Consider the following 18,102-nt stretch of genomic DNA (forward strand, 5'->3'; position numbering starts at 1 on the left):
ATGGGTCTGAAGCGGGCAGGTGACGTGTCGGTCACGTCCAATAAACAGATCGCGGTTGGGGGTTGCGTCCGGAGCCGTACGGCGAGACCATGGGCCCGACGAAGCAGGGAAGGCCGCCGCCATGAGTCAGACGACGATCGACCGCCCCCGTTCGGCCTCGACCCCGTTCGACCGCCTGTTCCGCGACCACCCGCGCGAGGTCGACGAGACCTATCTGCAGCATATGGTCGCCTCGGCGGGTTTCGGCTTCAAGCTGCTCGGTCTGGCCGGCGCCGCCTTCGCCCACGCCGTCGTGCCGGGCGTGCACAAGGCCACCGTCTCGACCGCGATCCGCAGCATGGCCAAGGATATGGGCGGACGGGCCGAGGAGGCGCGCGAGACCCGGATGCGCGACGCCGGCGTCTGGGACGTGGGCCTCTAGGCGGTCAAATCCGCCCCGGCCATGCAATCGCCGGGATCCGTGCTATATAGGCCGGCTCAACCTCACGCAGGATCGCCGCCTTGAGCATCACGCTCGACCTTTCGCACGTCTCTAACGCGCCCGCCGTCAAGGCGCCCGTCAACCTCAGCGGTCTGACGCGCGCCGGCCTGCGCCAGGCCCTGATCGACGCGAACGTCTGTCCGCCCGAGAAGGCCAAGATGCGCGCCAGCCAGGTGTGGAGCTGGATCCACCACTATGGCGTGACCGAGTTTTCGGCCATGAGCAATGTCGCCAAGGATATGCAGGTCAAGCTGGCCGAGCATTTCACCCTGGCCCGCCCCGAGGTCGTCGAACGCCAGGTGTCTAAGGACGGCACCCGCAAATGGCTGATCCGCACGGCGCCGGGCATCGAGATCGAAACGGTCTATATTCCCGATGTGGGCCGGGCCGGCGCCCTGTGCGTGTCCAGCCAGGTCGGCTGCACCCTGAACTGCACCTTCTGCCACACCGGCACGCAGAAGCTGGTGCGCAACCTGACCGCCGCCGAGATCGTGGCCCAGGTCCAGGTGGCGCGCGACGACCTGGAGGAATGGCCGTCGCCCAAGGAAGACCGGCGCCTGTCCAACATCGTCTTCATGGGCATGGGCGAGCCGCTCTACAATCTGGACCACGTCGCCGACGCCATCGACATCATCTCGGACAACGAGGGCATCGCCCTGTCGCGCCGTCGGATCACGGTCTCGACCTCGGGCGTAGTGCCGCAGCTTCAGGCCTTGGGCGACCGGACGGCGGCCATGCTGGCCATCAGCCTGCACGCCACCAACGATGCGCTTCGCGACGTGCTGGTGCCGCTGAACAAGAAGTACCCGCTGGACCAGCTGATGGCGGCGATCCGGGCCTATCCGGGCCTGTCGAACGCGCGGCGGGTGACGTTCGAATACGTCATGCTGAAGGGCGTCAACGACAGCCCCGAAGAGGCGCGCGCCCTGCTGAAGCTGATCGAGGGCATTCCGGCCAAGATCAATCTGATCCCGTTCAACCCCTGGCCGGGCGTCGAATACGAATGCTCGGACTGGAAGACGATCGAGCGCTTCGCCGCCATCCTGAACAAGGCCGGCTACGCGTCACCCATCCGCACCCCCCGCGGCCGCGATATCCTGGCCGCCTGCGGTCAGCTGAAGTCCGAGAGCGAGAAGGTGCGGGCCTCGGCGCTCCGGAAAGCGGAGCAGGCGGCGGCCTGATCGTTGTGTCCTCGCTTGGTGAGAGGACACAACCTTCGGACACATAATGTCACGCAGTGTGTCCCCGGCGCGCTTGCGGATTGGGGCGACAATCGGGCAAGGCGTCTGGGCATGGACCCCTCCTTGTCGAACGTCCTTTCCAGCGCTGAGGTGCAGGCTTTCGCCTCGGGCTTCCCGGTCATGGTGATGCACCTGATCGTGACCCTGCTGCTGCTCGCGGCGGGAGCGACGGTCTATGCGCTGCTGACGCCGTGGAAGGAGGTCGCCCTGATCCGTCAGGGCAATGTCGCCGCCGCCATCGCCTTCGCCGGCATTCTGGTGGGATTGGCGGTGCCGCTGGCTGTATCGTTGTCGGTCTCGACCTCGGTGCGCGACATCGCCATCTGGGGCGTGGCGACCGTGGTGCTGCAGCTTCTGGCCTTCCGGGTCGTGGACCTGTTGCTGACAGGCCTGCCCGAGCGGATACGCCACGGCGAGATTTCGGCGGCGGTGGTGCTGCTGGGCGCCAAGCTGGCGACGGCCGTCATCCTGTCCGCCGCGCTGACCGGTTGATCGGCCGGAGCGATGCAGTTTCCCCGCCTGCCGGACTGGGCCATCTATGGAGCGGTGGCGGCCGTGTTTCTGGCGGTGTCCCTGGGGCGACGCGAGAACGCCGACGCGCCGCCGGTCGCGGAGGCCGACGCCGATGTCGCCGAGGGCGCGCTGTTGGGCCCCATCACGCCCTTCGACGCCGCCGTCACGGTCGATGCGGGCGAGGCGCCGTTCAAGCCGTCATCGGGCACGGCCTTCTCCATCGCAGGACGGGGGCGCTGGGTGACGGCGCGCCATGTCGTCGAGGGGTGTCGCAAGCCAGCGCTGGTGGTCGGCGAGGGGCGAGCGGTCGCGGCCGATGTCCGTCTGGCGCCGCGCGCCGATGTCGCCTTGCTGATCACCGACGGCGGGCCGGCGGCCTTGCCGGTCGCGGTCGAGGCGCCGCTGCGCAAGGGCCAGCGCGCCTTCCATCCGGGCTTTCCTCAGGGGCGTCCCGGCGAGATGACGTCTCGCCTGCTGGGGCGCGAGACCTTGAAGGTCTTCGGGCGAGGGGCGCGCGACGAGCCGGTGCTGGCCTGGGCCGAGGTCGGGCGCACCAACGGGCTTGAGGGCACGTTGTCTGGGCTGTCGGGCGCGCCGGCGCTGGATGCGCAGGGCCGCGTCGTGGGCGTCACCATCGCGGAGGCGCCGAGACGGGGCCGGATCTATACGACGGCTCCGGAGACGTTCGGGCCGGCCATTCGCGGCGAACAGACGCCGGCCGACGACGCGCGCGGTCAGGCCATCACGACCGAGGATTACGGCCAGGTGTCCAACCGGCTGAGGCGCGATCTGCGCGTGGCGCAGGTGGTGTGCCTGTCGGTCTAGCAGACGAGGCGTGACGGCCCGCCACGCAGAAGCGACGGGCCGTCCAGGTTTCAGTTCTACTTCAACGAACCGTTGTTCAGGTTCAGGGCGCCGGCCTCGATGACTTCGAGGTTGGAGTGTTTGGCGCGCAGATCGTCCAGGAACTTCGAGCCGTCGCCGACGATGACCAGGCTGGCGCGGTTGACCGGCAGGTGTTCGGCGAAGGCGGCCTCGACCTGTTCCGGCGTGACGGCGCGAACACGGCCGGCGTAGTCGGCGAGGTCGCTCATCGGCAGATCATAGAGCGCCAGGTTGGCGACCAGGGCGCCCAGGCCGTCCACCGTCTCCAGCGAGCGGCCGAAGCCGCCGATCAGGGTGGCGCGGCGCGGGGCCAGATCGGCCTGGGTCGGGGTCTCGGTTCCCAGCTTGGCGATCTCGGCCAGGATCAGATCGGCGACCTCGTCGGCGGTCTCGTTCTTGGTTTGGGTCGACGCGGTGAACAGGCCCGCATCCGCCCGTGCGCCCAGCGACGACGAGGCGCCGTAGGACAGACCGCGCTTGATGCGGATTTCCTGGTTCAGGCGCGACGAGAAGCCGCCGCCCAGCAGGGTGTTGCCGACCGTCAGCGGGAAGAAGTCCGCATCGGTGCGCGACACGCCGCGAACGGCGGCGACGACTGCGGCCTGACCGGCGCCGGGCTGGTTCACAACGACGATGCGCGGCGCCAGGGGCTGACCGGCCGGGTTGGTCGCAGCGGCCGGGGCCGCGCCGGCCGGGCGCCAGTCACCGAAGGCCTGTTGCGCCAGGGCGCGGGCGGCGGCCGGCGTGATGTCGCCCGAGAAGACCAGGGTCGCGTCCGATGGCCGGTAGCGCGCGGCGTGGAAGGCGGCGACATCGCCCGCCGTGATGGCCGGGACCGTCTGCTGGGTGATTGTCGCGCCGTAGGGGGCGTCGCCGTAAATGACGCGGCCGACCGTCATGCCGGCGATGGACGCCGGCTGGCTGAGGGCGACGCGCAGGCCGTCCAGGGTCTGGGCCTGCTGACGTTCAAGCTCTTCGCCGGCGAAGGTCGGGTTCTTCACCAGATCCGCCATCAGGGCCACGGTCGCCGGGAAGGCGTTCGACGGCGCATTGGCGTAGACGTTGGAGAAATCGACCCCAGCCGATGCGCCCACGCTGGCGCCCAGCTGTTCGATCTGGGTGGCGATTTCGGGCGCGGTCCTGGTCTTGGTGCCCTGGGTCAAAAGGGCGGCGGTCATGGCGGCGACGCCAGCCTTGCCCGTCGGATCATCGGACGAACCGGCGTCGAAGCTGAGGCGGGCCGAGACCAGCGGCACGCCGTCGGTCGGGGCGACCAGGACGCGCAGGCCGTTATCGAGGCGGAAGTCGGCGACGGTCGGCGTCACGGGCGCGACCTCGGCGCCCGGCTGGGGCAAGGGCTTGCGCTCCGCCTCGGGCAGGAGGACCGCGGGTGGACCGGCGGGGGCCAGGTCGGCGACCTTCACAGGGGCGTCCACGTTCATCTTCTGGACCGAGGCGGGGTTCTGGTCGTCGGCGGCCAGGAAGGTGATCGTCGACTGGCGCTGCGGCGTCAGATATTTGCGGGCGACGCGCTGGATGTCGGCGACGGTGACGGCCTGGATCTGGGCGACCTCGTCGTCCGCGGCGGCGGCCGAGCCGGTGTTGATCAGCGAGAAGCCCAGGGCGGTGGCGCGGTCGTCCACCGTCTCGTGGCTGCGCAGCGTATTGGCGACGATCTCGTTCTTGGCCTCGGCCAGTTCGGCCGCGCTGACGGGCGTGTCGCGCAGCTTGCCGATCTCTTCGTTCAGGGCGGCGATGCCCTCCTCGGCCGTATGGCCCTGCGCCATGATGGCCAGGGCGGACAGATTGCCGGCTTGCTGCGAGAAGTCGGGGGTCGAACCGATCTGCGCCGCGATCTGCTTGTCATACACCAGCGAGCGGTACAGGCGGCTGGATTCGCCGGTGGACAGGATGCCGTCCAGAACGGTCAGGGCGGCGCGGTCGGCGTCAGCGTATTTCACCGTCGGCCACGCGATGACGGCGGCCGGCAGTGGCACGTTCGGCGCATAGTAGGTGACTTTGCGCGGACCCGTCGGCTCGGGCTCGACGACATTGTTGGTCGGGATCGGCGTGGTCGGATTCTTCAGCGGGCCGAAATACTGATCGACCCAGCGGTCCAGTTGGGCCTGATCGAAGTTGCCGGCCACGATCAGATAGGCGGCGTCAGGACGATAGTAGGTGGCGTGGAAGCGGCGAACGTCCTCCAGCGACGAGGCCTCCAGCTCCTCGATCGAGCCGATGCCCGGACGGCGATAGGGGCTGTCCTGATAGATGGTCTCGGGCACGAACAGGCCGAACAGGCGGCCATAGGGATTGGCCAGGATCCGCTGACGGTATTCCTCCTTCACCACGTCGCGCTCGGCGACGAAGGTCGGCTCGTCCACGACCAGAGACCCCATGCGGTCGGCCTCGGCGAACAGCATCCGCTCCAGGTGGTTGGCGGGGACGGTTTCGAAATAGGCGGTGGTGTCGTCGGCGGTGAAGGCGTTGTTGGAGCCGCCCACGTCCTCGGTCAGCCGGTCAAAGGTCTCGGGCGGCAGGTTGGTCGTCGACTTGAACATCAGGTGTTCGAACAGATGGGCGAAGCCCGAGCGGCCCGCCGGGTCGTCCTTGGAGCCCACCTTGTACCAGACCTGGACCGTGACGTTCGAGGTGTCGGCGTCACGCGCCGAATAGACCTCCAGCCCGTTCGCCAGGACGCGCTTGGTGAAGCCCAGTGGGGGCACGGTCACACCCTGCGGCGCCTGACCGGTCGATTGAGCGGCGGCTGCGACGGGCGCGGCGGTCTCTGCGAAGGCGGGGGCGGCGAGGCCGAGAAGGAGGGCGGAGGCGGCTGCCCCGACTTTGAGGGTGGCGATCAGGCGGGATTTCATGAAGGGCTCCGAAGCCCGGAACGCCGGGCGGCGTGACGTTAACAGCCCTTCGCTGACATGCACCTTACCGAGATGTAATGAACCGGATGCGGCGAAGGTCGTTCATGGACAAATCCACGATGGCGATCTATTCGCCGCTAGTCGCGGGTAAGCGACCCCTACCGCTGAGGACGCGTGCCGAGACGAGCGAACGCCACTTCTGTCTCCGACGAAAAAATCGCGGTCTGGGCCTTCGTCCTGCAAAATATGGTTACCCCGCCCACCGTTCTCTACGGCAGTTGGGCCGCCGCCGGGCTGATTCTGGCCGCCCTGGGTCAGCCTTGGCTCGGGTTTGAGTTCGCCCTCATCGGCATGGCGTTCGACGCCTGGGCGCAGGGCCGCGTGAAGCGATACCAGAAGGTAGAGGCCCCAATTTGCGGCTGGCCTTGGCTGCTGATGTTCATTGTTGCAGTCCGCTTTGCGCTTGGCGTGTCCGGGCCGCTGATCGCCTGGCTGATCCATCCCCGCGCCGATGTGATGCTGGTAGTGGTGCTGATCCAGGTCTGGTCGATCGGTGTGGCCTTCGTTCAGTTCAGCGCGGCGCCTCGGCTATTGGCGCTGGCGGCGGCGCCGATCTGCGTGACGGTGCTGGTCGTCATCTATCCCTCGCTGATGGGGCCGCACGGTCTGGCGGTAGCGGCGGCCTTCGTCATGCTGGCGACGATCCTGTTTATCATCTCGCGCGCGACCCACGCGCTGTGGTGCGACCTGTTCGCGGCGGACCAGCGCAACAAGGCGTTGCTGATGGACGTGCAGGCGGCGCATAAGGCGGCCGTGCTGGACCGCGACGCCGCCCGATGCGCGCGTCTGGAGGCGGACGAGGCCAATGCCGCCAAGTCCCGCTTCCTGGCCAATATGAGCCATGAGATCCGCACCCCTCTGAACGGCGTCATCGGCATGGCGCAGATCATGGCGGGCTACGCGCTGGAGGATCGGCAGAAGGCGCGACTGGAGATCCTGGATCGGTCGGCCCACACCCTGCTGGACCTGATCAACCAGATCCTGGACCTGTCGCGGATCGAGGAGGGGCGGCTGGAGATCGTACCGCAGCCCATCGATGCGGACGCCCTGGTCCACGAAGTCGCAGAGACGCTGCGGCCCTTGGCCGAAAGCAAGGGCCTGGCCTTCCACGTCGTGTCGCCGGGCCTGGGCTGGGTCGGCGCCGATCCGGTCCGGCTTCGCCAGATCCTGTTCAACCTGCTGTCCAACGCCATCAAGTTCACGACACAGGGGCAGGTGGCGCTGGATGTCGCGCTGACGGACGCCGGGGCGGTGTTCCGCGTGTCGGACACCGGGCGGGGCATACCGGCGGACCAGATCGGGCAGCTCTTTACGCGCTTCGCCCAGATCGAGGCGGCGGCCGTCGACCGGCGCGACGGGGCCGGGCTGGGCCTTTCGATCGTGGCGACCCTGGTGGAGCTGATGGGCGGCCGGATCGAGGTGGAGAGCGAGGCGGGCGAAGGGGCGACCTTCGTCGTTACGCTGCCGCTGACGCCGGCGCAGCCCGTGCAGGCCGGTGAGGATGCGCCGGATGCCGAGCCAGAGCGGGCGCTGCGGGTGCTGGTCGCCGAGGACCACCCGGTCAATCAGCAGGTGATCCGGGGCCTTCTGGGCCAGGTCGGGATCGAGGTCGAGATCGTCGAAGACGGTCTTCAGGCGGTCGAAGCGACGCAAATGCGCGACTGGGACCTGATCCTGATGGATGTGCAGATGCCGAACATGGACGGTCCAACGGCGACAAGGACGATCCGGCAACGCGAGGCCGACCAGGGGTTGGTCCGCACGCCGATCATCGCCCTGACGGCCAATGCGATGGTGGAGCAGGTCGAGAGCTATCTGGCGGCGGGTATGGATGCGGTGGTCAGCAAGCCTGTCGATCTGAAATTGCTGCTGACCACCCTTTCCGACGTGATGTCCGCCAAGACCTAGTCGCGGAAGACCCGTACGCCGATCTGGCCGTCTGCGGTCAGCCAGGCATGCTTCATGCCCTGGCTGTTGAAGGGGGCGGCGATGTTTCCGGCCGCGTCCAGGGCGATCATGCCGCCGTCGCCGCCCATCTGGCCGATCTCTTCGATGACGGCCTGGGTCGCCTCGGCCAGCGACTGACCGGCGGCGACGCGCCAGACGACCTGGGCGGAGGCGGCGACGCGGATGAAATACTCCCCCTGGCCGGTGCAGGAGGTCGCGGCGTGGGCGTCGGCCCAGGTTCCGGCGGCGGGGATGGGGGTGTCGCCGACGCGGCCCGGCATCTTGCCGAAGACGCCGGCGGTCGAGGTGGCGGCGGCGAGACGGCCTTGACTGTCCAGCACGCAGGCGCCGACGGTGCCGTGACTGAGCGTGCCGGGCGGATGATTGTCCTCACCCTTGCCCGCACCGGTGAACCAGGCGGCTTCGTCGGCGATGGGTTCCAGCCCCTGGTCGTGGGCGAACAGGCCAGCGCCCTCGCCGACCAGCATGACGTGAGGCGTCTTCTCCATCACCGCGCGGGCGGCGACGACGGGATTGCGGAACCCTTGCAGGGCGGCGACGGCCCCGGCGCGTTTCGTCGATCCGTCCATGATGCTGGCGTCCAGCTCATAGGCGCCGGCGAGATTGGGGGACGCGCCCTTGCCCGCGACATAGAGGCCCGAATCCTCCAGCATGACGACGGCGGCGGTGGCGACATCCAGGGCGCTGTCGCACGCGTCCAGACGAACCTTCATGGCCTCGACCACCTCGCGCATATGCACGACCTCGGCGTCGTAGTTGCGTTCGCGCCGGGCGCCGGCGCCGCCGTGGAGGATGAGGGCGGTCATGTCGTCTTCCTGAGCCTTGTCCTTATCGCCTCTTTCAAACGGGCGTGGCGCTCTTTAGCGTCGCGATGAAGGCCGCGCCATGTCGGCCAAGGAGGAAAGATGCGCGCTGTTCTGTCCAAGACGCCTGGTGGCCCTGAAACTCTGGTCGTGGAAGACGTGCTCGACCCGACGCCCAACGCGGGCGAGGTGATCATCGAGGTCAAGGCGGTTGGGATCAACTATCCCGACACCCTGATCATCGAGGACAAATACCAGTTCCGGCCCGAGCGGCCCTTCTCGCCGGGCGCCGAGGTCGCCGGCGTGGTCGAGTCGGTGGGCGAAGGCGTCAAGGGCGTGCGCAAGGGCGACCGGGTCATCGCCGTGACGGGCTGGGGCGGGCTGGTCGAGCGGCTGGCGGTGCGGGCCGAGACCGTCATCCCCATCCCCGACGCCATGAGCTTCGAGGAGGCGGCGGCCCTGATCATGACCTATGGCACCAGCTACTATGCGCTGAAGGACCGGGCGCAGCTGACGGCGGGCGAAACCCTGCTGGTGCTGGGTGCGGCCGGGGGCGTCGGCGCCGCCGCCGTCGAACTGGGCAAGGCCATGGGCGCGCGCGTGGTCGCCGCCGCCTCGACCAACGACAAGGTCGAGTTCGCGCTCGAATTGGGCGCCGACAACGGCCTGATCTATCCGTCGGGACCGATGGACAAGGCGGCGCAGAAAGAGCTGTCCGGCGAGTTCAAGCTGGCGACCGGCCGCGACGGCGCGGACGTGGTCTATGACGCGGTCGGCGGCGACTACGCCGATCCGGCGCTGAGGGCCATGGACTGGAACGGGCGCTATCTGGTGGTCGGCTTCCCGGCGGGCATTCCGTCCCTGCCGCTGAACCTGACGCTGCTCAAGTCGGTGTCGGTGATCGGCGTCTTCTGGGGCGCGGCGGTGATGCGCGATCCCAAGGCCCACGCCGCCAACATGGCCGAACTGATGCAGATGTACGCCGACGGCAAGATCAGGCCGCGGGTCTCAAAGACCTTCCCGCTGGAAAAGGCCGGCGAGGCGATCAAAGCCCTGGGCGAGCGTCAGGCGCTGGGCAAGATCGTGGTGACGGTCGAGAGCTGAATCCTCCCTCGCATCGCGGGGGAGGGGGACCGCGCGAAGCGTGGTGGAGGGGGCGGAAGCGGGTTGGATGTGAGACGTTTGGCGCAGCGCGCGCCTTCGCCCCCTCCACCGCTTCGCGGTCCCCCTCCCCCGTTCCGCTACGCTTCTCGGGGGAGGATTTTCATTTCGCCTTCAGCCGCTGCACCGCGTCCTCGGCCTGGTCGCGGTGGCGGCGTTTGATGTTGGCGCCGACGAGGGCCAGCAGGGCGGTGATGACGGCCGCATCGTCGGTATAGCCGATGCCCGCGAAGATGTCGGGAATGGCGTCCACGGGCATGACGAAATAGGCCAGACCGGCGAAGATCATGCCCTTGGCCGCCATCGGCGTCTGCGGATCGCGCGCGGCGTACCAGGCGGCCAGGGCCTGGTCCGCAAAGGGGATGCGGGCGGCCGTGCGCTGGATCTTGGGCCAGAAACCCTTGGCCACGCGGGCCTCGTTGATCTTCACGACCGACGGCACGAGCGCTTTTTTCGGGTCCAGGACATCCGATGGATCGGCGGGTTTGGCTTTGGCGGTCATGGCCGCTAAATCCTCAATCGAAACTCAGGTTCACGACAATATAGGAACGATCAGGATGAAACTCGACAACACCATCGCCGCTGTGGTCACCGGCGGCGCCTCGGGCCTGGGCGAAGGCGCCGCGCGCGCCATCGCGGCGACGGGGGCGAAGGTCGCCCTGTTTGATCTGAACGCCGAAAAGGGCGAGGCTATCGCGGCCGAGATCGGCGGCGTCTTCTGCCAAGTGGACGTGACCGACGACGCCTCGGTCGCCGCCGCCTTCGAAAAGGCCCGCGCCGCCCATGGCCAGGAGCGCCTGACCGTCAACTGCGCCGGCATCGCCACGGGCCAGAAGACCGTCTCGCGCAAGAAGGACACCGGCGAGATCAAGGCCCACGACATGGCTCAGTTCGAGCGCACCGTGCGGGTCAACCTGTTCGGCACCTTCCGGATCCTGTCGCAGTCGGCGGCGGGTATGGTGACCCTGGAGCCCATGGCGGACGGCGAGCGCGGCCTGATCGTCAACACCGCCTCCGTCGCGGCGCAGGACGGTCAGATCGGCCAGGCGGCCTATTCGGCGTCCAAGGGCGGCGTCTATGCGATGACCCTGCCGATCGCGCGCGATCTGGCTCAGGAAGGGGTGCGCTGCAACACCATTCTGCCCGGCATCATGTGGACGCCGATGATGGCCGGCATGGATCAGAAGATTCAGGACGCGCTGGCCGCCGCAATCCCCTTCCCCAGCCGTCTGGGCACGCCGGCCGATTATGCGTCGCTGGTGCTGGAGCTGGCGCGAAACGTGTACATCAACGGCGAATGCATCCGCCTGGACGGCGCCATCCGCTTGGCGCCGCGCTGAGGCGCGGGGGGCGTGAGCGGGACTTGATCGCTTTTTGCAAATTCTCTCTTGCAGGACCGATCAACCCTCCGCTATACGCCCCCTCCTCGACGGGGAGCGCACCTAGCTCCTACGGAGTGCGGGCGTAGCTCAGTGGTAGAGCACAACCTTGCCAAGGTTGGGGTCGAGAGTTCGAATCTCTTCGCCCGCTCCAAGTCGAGACGAATAAAATCAGGGGCCTGTCGGTTGCGGCAGGCCCCGATTTTTTTACCCGCTGCCTGAGAAGTTTTCAGATCAGTCCGGCGGCGAGCGTCAGCACGCCCAGACCGATCGACAGCGGCGCCCGCAGCGCCAGCCAGCCCTCGGGCGTCAGACCCGCCGCCTTCAGCTTCAGATCGACCAGGACGCTGGCGGCGATGAAGACGCTTAGCACGACCAGCGACACGGCCGGATCGGGACCTGCCATCCGGAAGATGCTGGTCGCCAGCGCGACAAGCGAGGGCGCCACAGAGACGATCCAAACCCATTTGGGCGCCTTCAGGCCCGTCGCGGCCGCCAATCCCCACCAGACGCCGCCCAAGAAGCTGAAGATCAGCGCGGCGTAGGCATAGGCCAGGTTGAGGGCGGCGCTCTGCTGGTCCGCGTCGCCTGCAAGAAGGACGACGACCGCCGCCGCCTGTGGCAGCAGGCCGGCGAAACCCAGAACGCGGGCGAGCGGCGGCAAGCGATGTCGGCCGGTGGGTTCAATCATCATCGGACACCTGTCGAGGCGGGTTGCGATCCAGACTGTAGAGGACGGCCGTATAGGATGGCGAGCCCGTTCGCCATCGCCGAGAGCCTTCGATCGTCATGACCCCCTTGCTTGTCTGGTACGATGGCGGCTGTCCCCTGTGCCGACGCGAGATCGCCCTGATGCGGCGGTTGGATCGACGCGGCGCGATCCGATTCGTCGATGTGTCGGACGGTCAAGCAAGCTGCCCGCTGGATCGGGAGGTGCTGCTGACGCGATTCCACGCGACGGAAAACGGACGGCTGCTGTCGGGCGCGGCGGCCTTTGCAGCGATGTGGCGGGCCATACCTCTATTGCGCCCGCTGGGTCTGGCCGCACGCATCCCCTGGGTTCTTGCGGCGTTGGAGAGAGCGTACCGGGTGTTTCTGCGCCTGCGTCCTCGACTTCAGTCTCTCGCTCGCAAATGGGCCCGGTGATGGGAATAACGCATGTCCGTGCTTAGGCTGGTGCTGGGCGATCAGCTGTCGGACGACCTTTCGGCGCTGAGGGATCTGAACCCGGACGTCGATACGGTTCTGATGGCCGAGGTTCGCGACGAGGCGACCTATGTCCGGCACCACAAGCAGAAGCTGGCTCTGGTCTTTGCGGCCATGCGCAATCACGCCGAGCGGCTGAAGGGGCGGGGCGTCAATGTGCGCTATGTGCGGATCGACGATGCGGACAACAGCGGCTCGATCACCGGCGAACTGGCCCGGGCGCTGGAGGACGGCGTCCATGAGGCGGTGGTGATGACCGAATGCGGCGAATGGCGGCTGGCCGAGCATCTGGCCGCCTTTGCGGAAGGGGCGGCGCTGCCGGTCGAGATTCGCGAGGATCGCCGCTTCATCAGCAGCCACGACCGTTTTCGTCGCTGGGCCTCGGGCAAGTCGCAGCTGCGCATGGAGTTCTTTTATCGCGAGATGCGCCGCGCGACCGGCATCCTGATGGACGGCGATCAGCCGGAAGGCGGGCGCTGGAACTATGACGCCGAGAACCGCAAGAAGCTGGCCAAGGGCGTGACGCCGCCCGATCGCCTGCGCATCCCGCCCAACGCCGTGGCGCGCGAGGCGATTGCGGATGTGGAGCGGCTGTTCGGCGACCATTTCGGATCGCTGGACGGGTTCGGCTGGGCCACCACGGCGGACGAGGCGGAAGCCTCGCTGAAGCACTTCCTGAAGGATGTCCTGCCGTCGTTCGGGGACTGGCAGGACGCGATGGCGGAGGGTCAGCCGTGGATGTGGCATGGGCTGATCTCGACGTCGATCAACCTGGGCCTGCTGGATCCTCTGGACGTCTGCAAGCGCGCCGAGGCGGTCTATCGGGCGGGCAAGGCGCCGCTGAATGCGGTCGAAGGCTTCATCCGGCAAATCCTGGGATGGCGCGAGTTCGTGCGCGGCATCTACTGGCTGAAGGCGCCGGAGTATCGGGCGCGCAACTTCCTGGATGCGGACCGCAAGCTGCCCTGGTTCTACTGGTCCGGTGAGACCGACATGGCCTGTGTCGCCGATGTGGTGAAGACCACGCGCGACAACGCCTACGCCCACCATATCCAGCGGCTGATGGTGACGGGCAATCTGGCCTTGCTGCTGGGCGTGCATCCCGATCAGGTCGATGACTGGTACATGTGCGTCTATGCCGACGCCTATGAATGGGTCGAGATGCCCAATACGCGCGGCATGGCCCTGTTCGCCGATGGCGGCATCGTGGGGTCCAAGCCCTATGCGGCCTCGGGGGCCTATATCGACCGGATGAGCGACTATTGCGGGGCGTGTCGCTATGACGTGAAGAGCAAGAGCGGCGACGCGGCCTGTCCGTTCAACCGGCTGTACTGGGGCTTTCTGGAACGCAATCGCGGCCGGCTGCGGGACAATGCGCGGCTGGCCATGCCCTACCGCACGCTGGAGAAGTTCGGAGAGGCCAAGCGCAAGGCCCTGGCGGCCGAGGCGGAGGCGTGCCGGAACCTTCTTGGGGCAGCGCCTATGGAGTGACTGTGGAACCTTGGCCGACCATCGGGATTTGATGGCCAATCCGTTTCACCATTCATGAGGTCCGCCGTGGGTCTTCGTCGCCGTTCCGCCCTTCTTCTCGCCGCCGCCGCTGCGGCCTCCACGCTTTCCGCCTGCGCCTATAACGAGGCTCTGGGTCGTAATCAGCTGTTGCTGGTGGACAACGCCTCCCTGTCCCAGCAGTCCGCAGCCGCCTGGCGCGAGGCGGTGGCGAAGCCCGGCGTCAAGACGACCGGCGCTCAGGTGGACCGCATTCGCCGCGTCGGCGATCGGCTGGTGCAGGCGGCGGGCTTGGGTAATCGAACATGGGATTACGCCGTCTTCCCCGCGACCAGCCCCAACGCCTTCGTCTTGCCGTCGGGTCAGATCGGCGTGACCGACAGCCTGTTGGCCCTGGTCCAGAATGACGATCAGCTGGCCTCGGTGATCGGTCACGAAATCGCGCACGTCGTCGCCAACCACGCCGCCGAGCGCGCGTCGAGCAAGGCGGCGGCCGGCCTGGGCTTGGCGGCCGTCGGCGGCGCGGCCGGGCGCTATGGGGACGCGGTCAACGCTTACGGCGGTCTGGCGGCCCAGTACGGGCTGTTGCTGCCCTATTCGCGTCGTGACGAGCTGGAGGCCGACCGTCTGGGCGTCGACTATATGGCGCGCGCCGGCTTCAAGCCGTCTGAGGCCGTGGCGCTATGGCGACTGATGGCGTCGCAACGTCAGGGCAGCATCCCGCAGTTCGCCTCGACCCACCCGTCCGATGCGGCGCGGATCGAAGCCCTGCAGCAGTATATCGCCAGCCGCGGCTGGAACTGATCAAACCCGGATGTCGAGGTAGGAGCCGGGCCGCAGGATGCGCGGCTCCTCCCTTTGCGGCGGAGCCGCCGGCGCCTCGACGGGGCGGGCCGGGTTGGCGGTGCGGATCGTGGACATGACGGCGGCGGCCGGGACAGGCGCCTTCGGCGGCACCGTCTGATCCATCCCGTTCTGGTTCAGGGCAGCGCGGAAGAAGGCCGCCTGAGCGCTGCGTGCGCTCGGCAGATCGAGGCCCTGTGCGGGCGTGTTCAGCGGCAGGCCGGGACGAATCGCGCTCATGCCGACATGGTTAACGGAAACCCTCGAAAAAGGGTTAACGCGGCCTCACCGCGTCGTAGGCGCGGGACGAGGCGGGGCCTGCATGGAGGCGACCAGTCGGTCGATGTCGGCGTCGTCCAGCAGGGGGCCGGACTGTTTGGCGGTGATGCGCCCCATGGCGTCGACGGCGAAGGTCTCGGGCACGCCGGAGATGCCGAGGTCGAGACCCGCGCGACCCTCGCGGTCCACCAGCACCATGGAATAGGGATCGCCCAGTTCGTCGAGGAAGGCGCGAGTGGCGACCGGCTCGTCCTTGTAGGCGATGCCGACCACGGCGACGCCGCGCGCCTTCAGCGACAGCAGCTTGGGGTGTTCGATCCGGCACGGCGCGCACCAGGAGGCGAACACATTGACCAGCATGGGCCGGCCGACGCCGGCGGTCTTCAGGTCCAGATTGCCCGGTCCCGCCTGATCGCCCGACAGCAGGGGCAGGACCGTCTCGGGGATCGTCTGGCCGACCAGGGCGTCGGGCTTGAACGCCGGGTCGCGCTTCAGCGACCAGCCGATGAACAGAGCCGCCAGAGCCGCGAGGACCGCCAGCGGGATCAGGGCCAGCCAGCGGTTCACGGGTGAAGCCCTGTTTCTTTTGGCCCTATCGCGCTTCGCGCTGCTTGAGGGCGGTGGGTGTCCGCTGCTTCTGGGTGTGTGACTTTGTCTGCCTCAAGTCGGGCCAGTTCGCGCTTCCATTTGCGGGAGGCGACGACGGCGCGGACGGTCAGGACGATCAGCACCAGGGCGCTGACGCCCCAGGCGGGCCAGACGAAGGCGGCATAGGGGGTCATATCGAGGTCGAGCATGGCTTCATGCCTCCTGAGCCAGACGGGCGCGCAGGGTCATGACGCGGCGGCGGCGGATCTCGGTGCGGATGGCGGTCAGCCACAGGGCCGCGAAAAGCACGCCATAGGCCGCGAGCATGGTCAGGAAGGGCGGCAGATAGACGGGGTCCAGCCCCGACGATCCGGGGGTCAGGAAGCTGGCGGGCTGATGCAGGGTGTTCCACCAATCGACCGAGAATTTCACGATCGGCAGATTGATCAGGCCGACCAGACCCAAGACGGCGGCGGCGCGCCCGGCCTTCTGCTCATCGTCGATCGAGGCTCTCAGCGCCATATAGCCGAGATAGAAGAGAAACAGCACCAGAACGCTGGTCAGGCGCGCGTCCCACACCCACCAAGTCCCCCACATCGGCTGGCCCCACAGCGAGCCGGTGAACAGGGCCAGGGCCGTGAAGGCGGCGCCCGGCAGGGCGGCGGCGCGGGCGGCGGCGTCGGCCAGAGCGTGACGGAAGACCAGCGCAAAAAAGCTAGACACGCCCAGCGCCGCATAGGCGCCCAGGCCCAGGGTGGCGGCGGGGACATGGACAAACATGATCCGCACCGTGTCGCCCTGCTGATAATCGGCCGGAACGGTGAAGCTGAGCCAGGCGCCGACGCCCAGCAGCACGGCGGCGAGCCCCCACAGAACGGGCGTCAACGGGCCGGTGAAGGCCATGAAGCGCTGCGGATTGGACAGGCCGAACATCGGTTCAGCGCTTACGCAACGAATGGACGGCGGGCAAGCTCACCCTTGCGCGTTGCGAACGGCGGCGGCTCCGGCGAAGGGCGCGACGACGGCGGCGAACAGGACGTAGGCGCAGAGCAAGGCCAGCGCCGGGCCGACCGGCTGGCCTGATCCGGCGCGCTCCAACGCCCCGGCGCCGAAGACGACCGGCGGGATGAACAGCGGCAGGACGACGACGGCGATCAGCAGCCCGCCACGCTTGGCGCCTAGCGCAAGGGCGGCGCCCAGCGCCCCGGTGAAGGCGAAGCCGGCGCCGCCGATCAGGGCGGTCAAAGCGACCAGCGGCGTCAGCGAGGCGGGCAGGCCAAGCGCCAGGGCGGCGATGGGGGCGGTCAGGGCGAGCGGCAGACCGACGGCGATCCATTGGGCCAGGGCCTTGATCAGGACGACCTGCTCCAGCGCCAGATGGCCGAGGGCCAGCAGATCCAGCGCCCCGTCCTCCATGTCACGCTCGAACAGCCGCTCCAGCGACAGCAGGGACGCCAGGGCGAGCGCCAACCAGGCGACGCCGCCGGCGACCGGGCCGAGCGTGCGCGGATCGCCGCCGGCCGCCAGCGGCAGTATGGCGGTCAGACAGGCGAAGAAGCCGCAGGCCAGCAACGGGCCGCCGCCCCCGCCCCAGGCCAGATCCAGCTCGCGCTCCAGCAGAACGCGCGTCGCGCCGCGCAGGCCGGGCGGACGGGGTTCTTGATCGACATCGTGGCGGCTCACTTCAGCGCCCCCAGATCGAGAGAGCGGGTCGGGAGCGGCAGGGGGTCGTGGACGGCGGCGACGATCAGGCCGTCAGCGTCCAGATGACGCTGCATCTGCTCGGCGAAGATTTCGCGCCAACGCGCGTCCAGTGGCGCCATCGGTTCGTCCAGCAGCCACAGGGCGCGCGGCGATCCGACCAGCCGGCCCATGGCCAAGCGACGGCGCTGACCGGCGGACAGACGTCGAACCTCCAGGTCCAGAAGTGGCTTGAGGCCGAAGGCCTCGACGGCGTGGTCGACGCCGTACTGGGTGTGGCCCAGCCAGTCGCACTGAAACCCCAGCTCTTCGCGCGCGGTGCGGCCGCCCTTCAGCCCATCCAGATGGCCGAGAAAATGAGTTTCGCGTCCACGCGCCTGTCGTTCGTCCAGCCGATTGCCGTCGCCATCCTGGAAGGCGACCGTGCCGGCGTCAGGGCGCAAAAGGCCGGCGATCGCGCGCAGCAGGCTGGTCTTGCCCGCGCCGTTTGCGCCCGTCAGGGCCAGCACCTCGCCGGCGCGCAAGGTCAGGTCCAGGCCGTCGAACAGTCGGCGCTCGCCGCGCGAGACGGTCAGGCCGGAGAGGGTGAGGGTGTGGATCATCGGGTTTCAC

20 protein-coding genes and 1 tRNA gene are annotated in these 18,102 nt (G+C 68.2%); 11 read left to right on the forward strand and 10 right to left on the reverse strand.

Going from position 1 to position 18,102, the window contains the following annotated elements:
• The first annotated feature begins 121 nt into the window (after window positions 1-121).
• From O2K97_RS02710 to O2K97_RS02725, 4 genes are all read left to right on the forward strand, one after another.
• Window positions 122-421, forward strand: coding sequence for a DUF6356 family protein (locus tag O2K97_RS02710; RefSeq protein ID WP_269220349.1), 300 nt, complete (start codon window positions 122-124; stop codon window positions 419-421).
• A gap of 80 nt (window positions 422-501) precedes the next feature.
• On the forward strand, window positions 502-1,662 hold the full coding sequence (gene rlmN / locus O2K97_RS02715) for a 23S rRNA (adenine(2503)-C(2))-methyltransferase RlmN (RefSeq protein ID WP_269220350.1): 1,161 nt from the start codon (window positions 502-504) through the stop codon (window positions 1,660-1,662).
• A gap of 111 nt (window positions 1,663-1,773) precedes the next feature.
• Window positions 1,774-2,214, forward strand: a complete 441-nt coding sequence (locus O2K97_RS02720; protein WP_017506264.1) for a DUF350 domain-containing protein — start codon at window positions 1,774-1,776, stop codon at window positions 2,212-2,214.
• A 12-nt stretch (window positions 2,215-2,226) separates the two neighbouring features.
• On the forward strand, window positions 2,227-3,060 hold the full coding sequence (locus tag O2K97_RS02725) for a S1 family peptidase (RefSeq protein ID WP_269220351.1): 834 nt from the start codon (window positions 2,227-2,229) through the stop codon (window positions 3,058-3,060).
• A gap of 56 nt (window positions 3,061-3,116) precedes the next feature.
• On the opposite strand, the gene O2K97_RS02730 is transcribed toward O2K97_RS02725, so the two are convergent.
• Window positions 3,117-5,993, reverse strand: coding sequence for a M16 family metallopeptidase (locus O2K97_RS02730; protein WP_269220352.1), 2,877 nt, complete (start codon window positions 5,991-5,993; stop codon window positions 3,117-3,119).
• Window positions 5,994-6,239: 246 nt separating this feature from the next.
• On the opposite strand from O2K97_RS02730, the gene O2K97_RS02735 reads away from it, so the two are divergent.
• Window positions 6,240-7,961, forward strand: a complete 1,722-nt coding sequence (locus O2K97_RS02735) for an ATP-binding protein (protein WP_269220353.1) — start codon at window positions 6,240-6,242, stop codon at window positions 7,959-7,961.
• Here O2K97_RS02735 and O2K97_RS02740 read toward each other — a convergent pair.
• Window positions 7,958-8,827 carry an isoaspartyl peptidase/L-asparaginase family protein gene (locus O2K97_RS02740; RefSeq protein WP_269220354.1) on the reverse strand — a complete coding sequence of 290 codons (870 nt, stop codon included), beginning with the start codon at window positions 8,825-8,827 and terminating at the stop codon, window positions 7,958-7,960. The genes O2K97_RS02735 and O2K97_RS02740 overlap by 4 nt on opposite strands.
• 99 nt (window positions 8,828-8,926) lie before the next feature.
• Here O2K97_RS02740 and O2K97_RS02745 point away from each other — a divergent pair, with 99 nt between their 5' ends.
• Window positions 8,927-9,928 carry an NADPH:quinone oxidoreductase family protein gene (locus tag O2K97_RS02745; RefSeq protein WP_269220355.1) on the forward strand — a complete coding sequence of 334 codons (1,002 nt, stop codon included), beginning with the start codon at window positions 8,927-8,929 and terminating at the stop codon, window positions 9,926-9,928.
• A 160-nt stretch (window positions 9,929-10,088) separates the two neighbouring features.
• Here the strand turns inward: O2K97_RS02745 and O2K97_RS02750 are convergent, their stop codons facing one another.
• Window positions 10,089-10,487, reverse strand: coding sequence for a YkvA family protein (locus O2K97_RS02750; protein ID WP_055754271.1), 399 nt, complete (start codon window positions 10,485-10,487; stop codon window positions 10,089-10,091).
• Between the two features lie 55 nt (window positions 10,488-10,542).
• Between O2K97_RS02750 and O2K97_RS02755 the strand changes: the two genes are divergently transcribed.
• Both O2K97_RS02755 and O2K97_RS02760 read left to right on the forward strand, forming a co-directional pair.
• A complete protein-coding gene (locus O2K97_RS02755) occupies window positions 10,543-11,325 on the forward strand; it encodes an SDR family NAD(P)-dependent oxidoreductase (RefSeq protein ID WP_269220356.1) in 783 nt (260 codons plus the stop codon).
• A gap of 118 nt (window positions 11,326-11,443) precedes the next feature.
• Window positions 11,444-11,518, forward strand: a tRNA-Gly gene (locus tag O2K97_RS02760).
• 75 nt (window positions 11,519-11,593) lie between these two features.
• On the opposite strand, the gene O2K97_RS02765 is transcribed toward O2K97_RS02760, so the two are convergent.
• Window positions 11,594-12,058 (reverse strand): DUF3429 domain-containing protein, encoded by a 465-nt coding sequence (locus O2K97_RS02765; RefSeq protein WP_269220357.1) that lies wholly within the window; start codon window positions 12,056-12,058, stop codon window positions 11,594-11,596.
• Between the two features lie 95 nt (window positions 12,059-12,153).
• Between O2K97_RS02765 and O2K97_RS02770 the strand changes: the two genes are divergently transcribed.
• The 3 genes from O2K97_RS02770 (at window position 12,154) to O2K97_RS02780 (ending at window position 14,883) form a co-directional block, all read left to right on the forward strand.
• A complete protein-coding gene (locus tag O2K97_RS02770; protein WP_269220358.1) occupies window positions 12,154-12,510 on the forward strand; it encodes a thiol-disulfide oxidoreductase DCC family protein in 357 nt (118 codons plus the stop codon).
• Window positions 12,511-12,522: 12 nt separating this feature from the next.
• Complete coding sequence (locus O2K97_RS02775; protein WP_269220359.1) at window positions 12,523-14,061, forward strand: cryptochrome/photolyase family protein; 1,539 nt, start codon at window positions 12,523-12,525, stop codon at window positions 14,059-14,061.
• A gap of 66 nt (window positions 14,062-14,127) precedes the next feature.
• The gene (locus O2K97_RS02780; protein WP_258522584.1) at window positions 14,128-14,883 is read left to right on the forward strand and encodes a M48 family metallopeptidase; all 756 of its coding nucleotides are present in this window, start codon (window positions 14,128-14,130) and stop codon (window positions 14,881-14,883) included.
• Here O2K97_RS02780 and O2K97_RS02785 read toward each other — a convergent pair whose 3' ends face one another.
• Genes O2K97_RS02785 through ccmA form a run of 6 tightly spaced genes read right to left on the reverse strand, consistent with a single transcriptional unit; the run spans window position 14,884 to window position 18,092 of the window.
• On the reverse strand, window positions 14,884-15,162 hold the full coding sequence (locus O2K97_RS02785) for a hypothetical protein (RefSeq protein WP_269220360.1): 279 nt from the start codon (window positions 15,160-15,162) through the stop codon (window positions 14,884-14,886).
• A 45-nt stretch (window positions 15,163-15,207) separates the two neighbouring features.
• Window positions 15,208-15,768 (reverse strand): DsbE family thiol:disulfide interchange protein, encoded by a 561-nt coding sequence (locus tag O2K97_RS02790; RefSeq protein WP_269220361.1) that lies wholly within the window; start codon window positions 15,766-15,768, stop codon window positions 15,208-15,210.
• Entirely contained in the window at window positions 15,765-15,998 is a 234-nt protein-coding gene (ccmD, locus tag O2K97_RS02795) for a heme exporter protein CcmD (RefSeq protein ID WP_269220362.1), read from the reverse strand. The genes O2K97_RS02790 and ccmD overlap by 4 nt, the downstream gene beginning before the upstream one ends.
• 4 nt (window positions 15,999-16,002) lie before the next feature.
• Window positions 16,003-16,722: a heme ABC transporter permease gene (locus O2K97_RS02800; RefSeq protein WP_161639844.1), complete on the reverse strand. Its 720-nt coding sequence runs from the start codon at window positions 16,720-16,722 to the stop codon at window positions 16,003-16,005.
• Between the two features lie 39 nt (window positions 16,723-16,761).
• Window positions 16,762-17,472: a heme exporter protein CcmB gene (ccmB, locus tag O2K97_RS02805; protein WP_269220363.1), complete on the reverse strand. Its 711-nt coding sequence runs from the start codon at window positions 17,470-17,472 to the stop codon at window positions 16,762-16,764.
• On the reverse strand, window positions 17,469-18,092 hold the full coding sequence (gene ccmA / locus O2K97_RS02810) for a heme ABC exporter ATP-binding protein CcmA (RefSeq protein ID WP_269220364.1): 624 nt from the start codon (window positions 18,090-18,092) through the stop codon (window positions 17,469-17,471). Before ccmA ends, ccmB begins: the two co-directional genes overlap by 4 nt.
• Window positions 18,093-18,102 lie beyond the last annotated feature (10 nt).

The sequence above is a fragment of the Brevundimonas vesicularis genome, assembly GCF_027105095.1.
GTDB lineage: Bacteria > Pseudomonadota > Alphaproteobacteria > Caulobacterales > Caulobacteraceae > Brevundimonas > Brevundimonas vesicularis_E.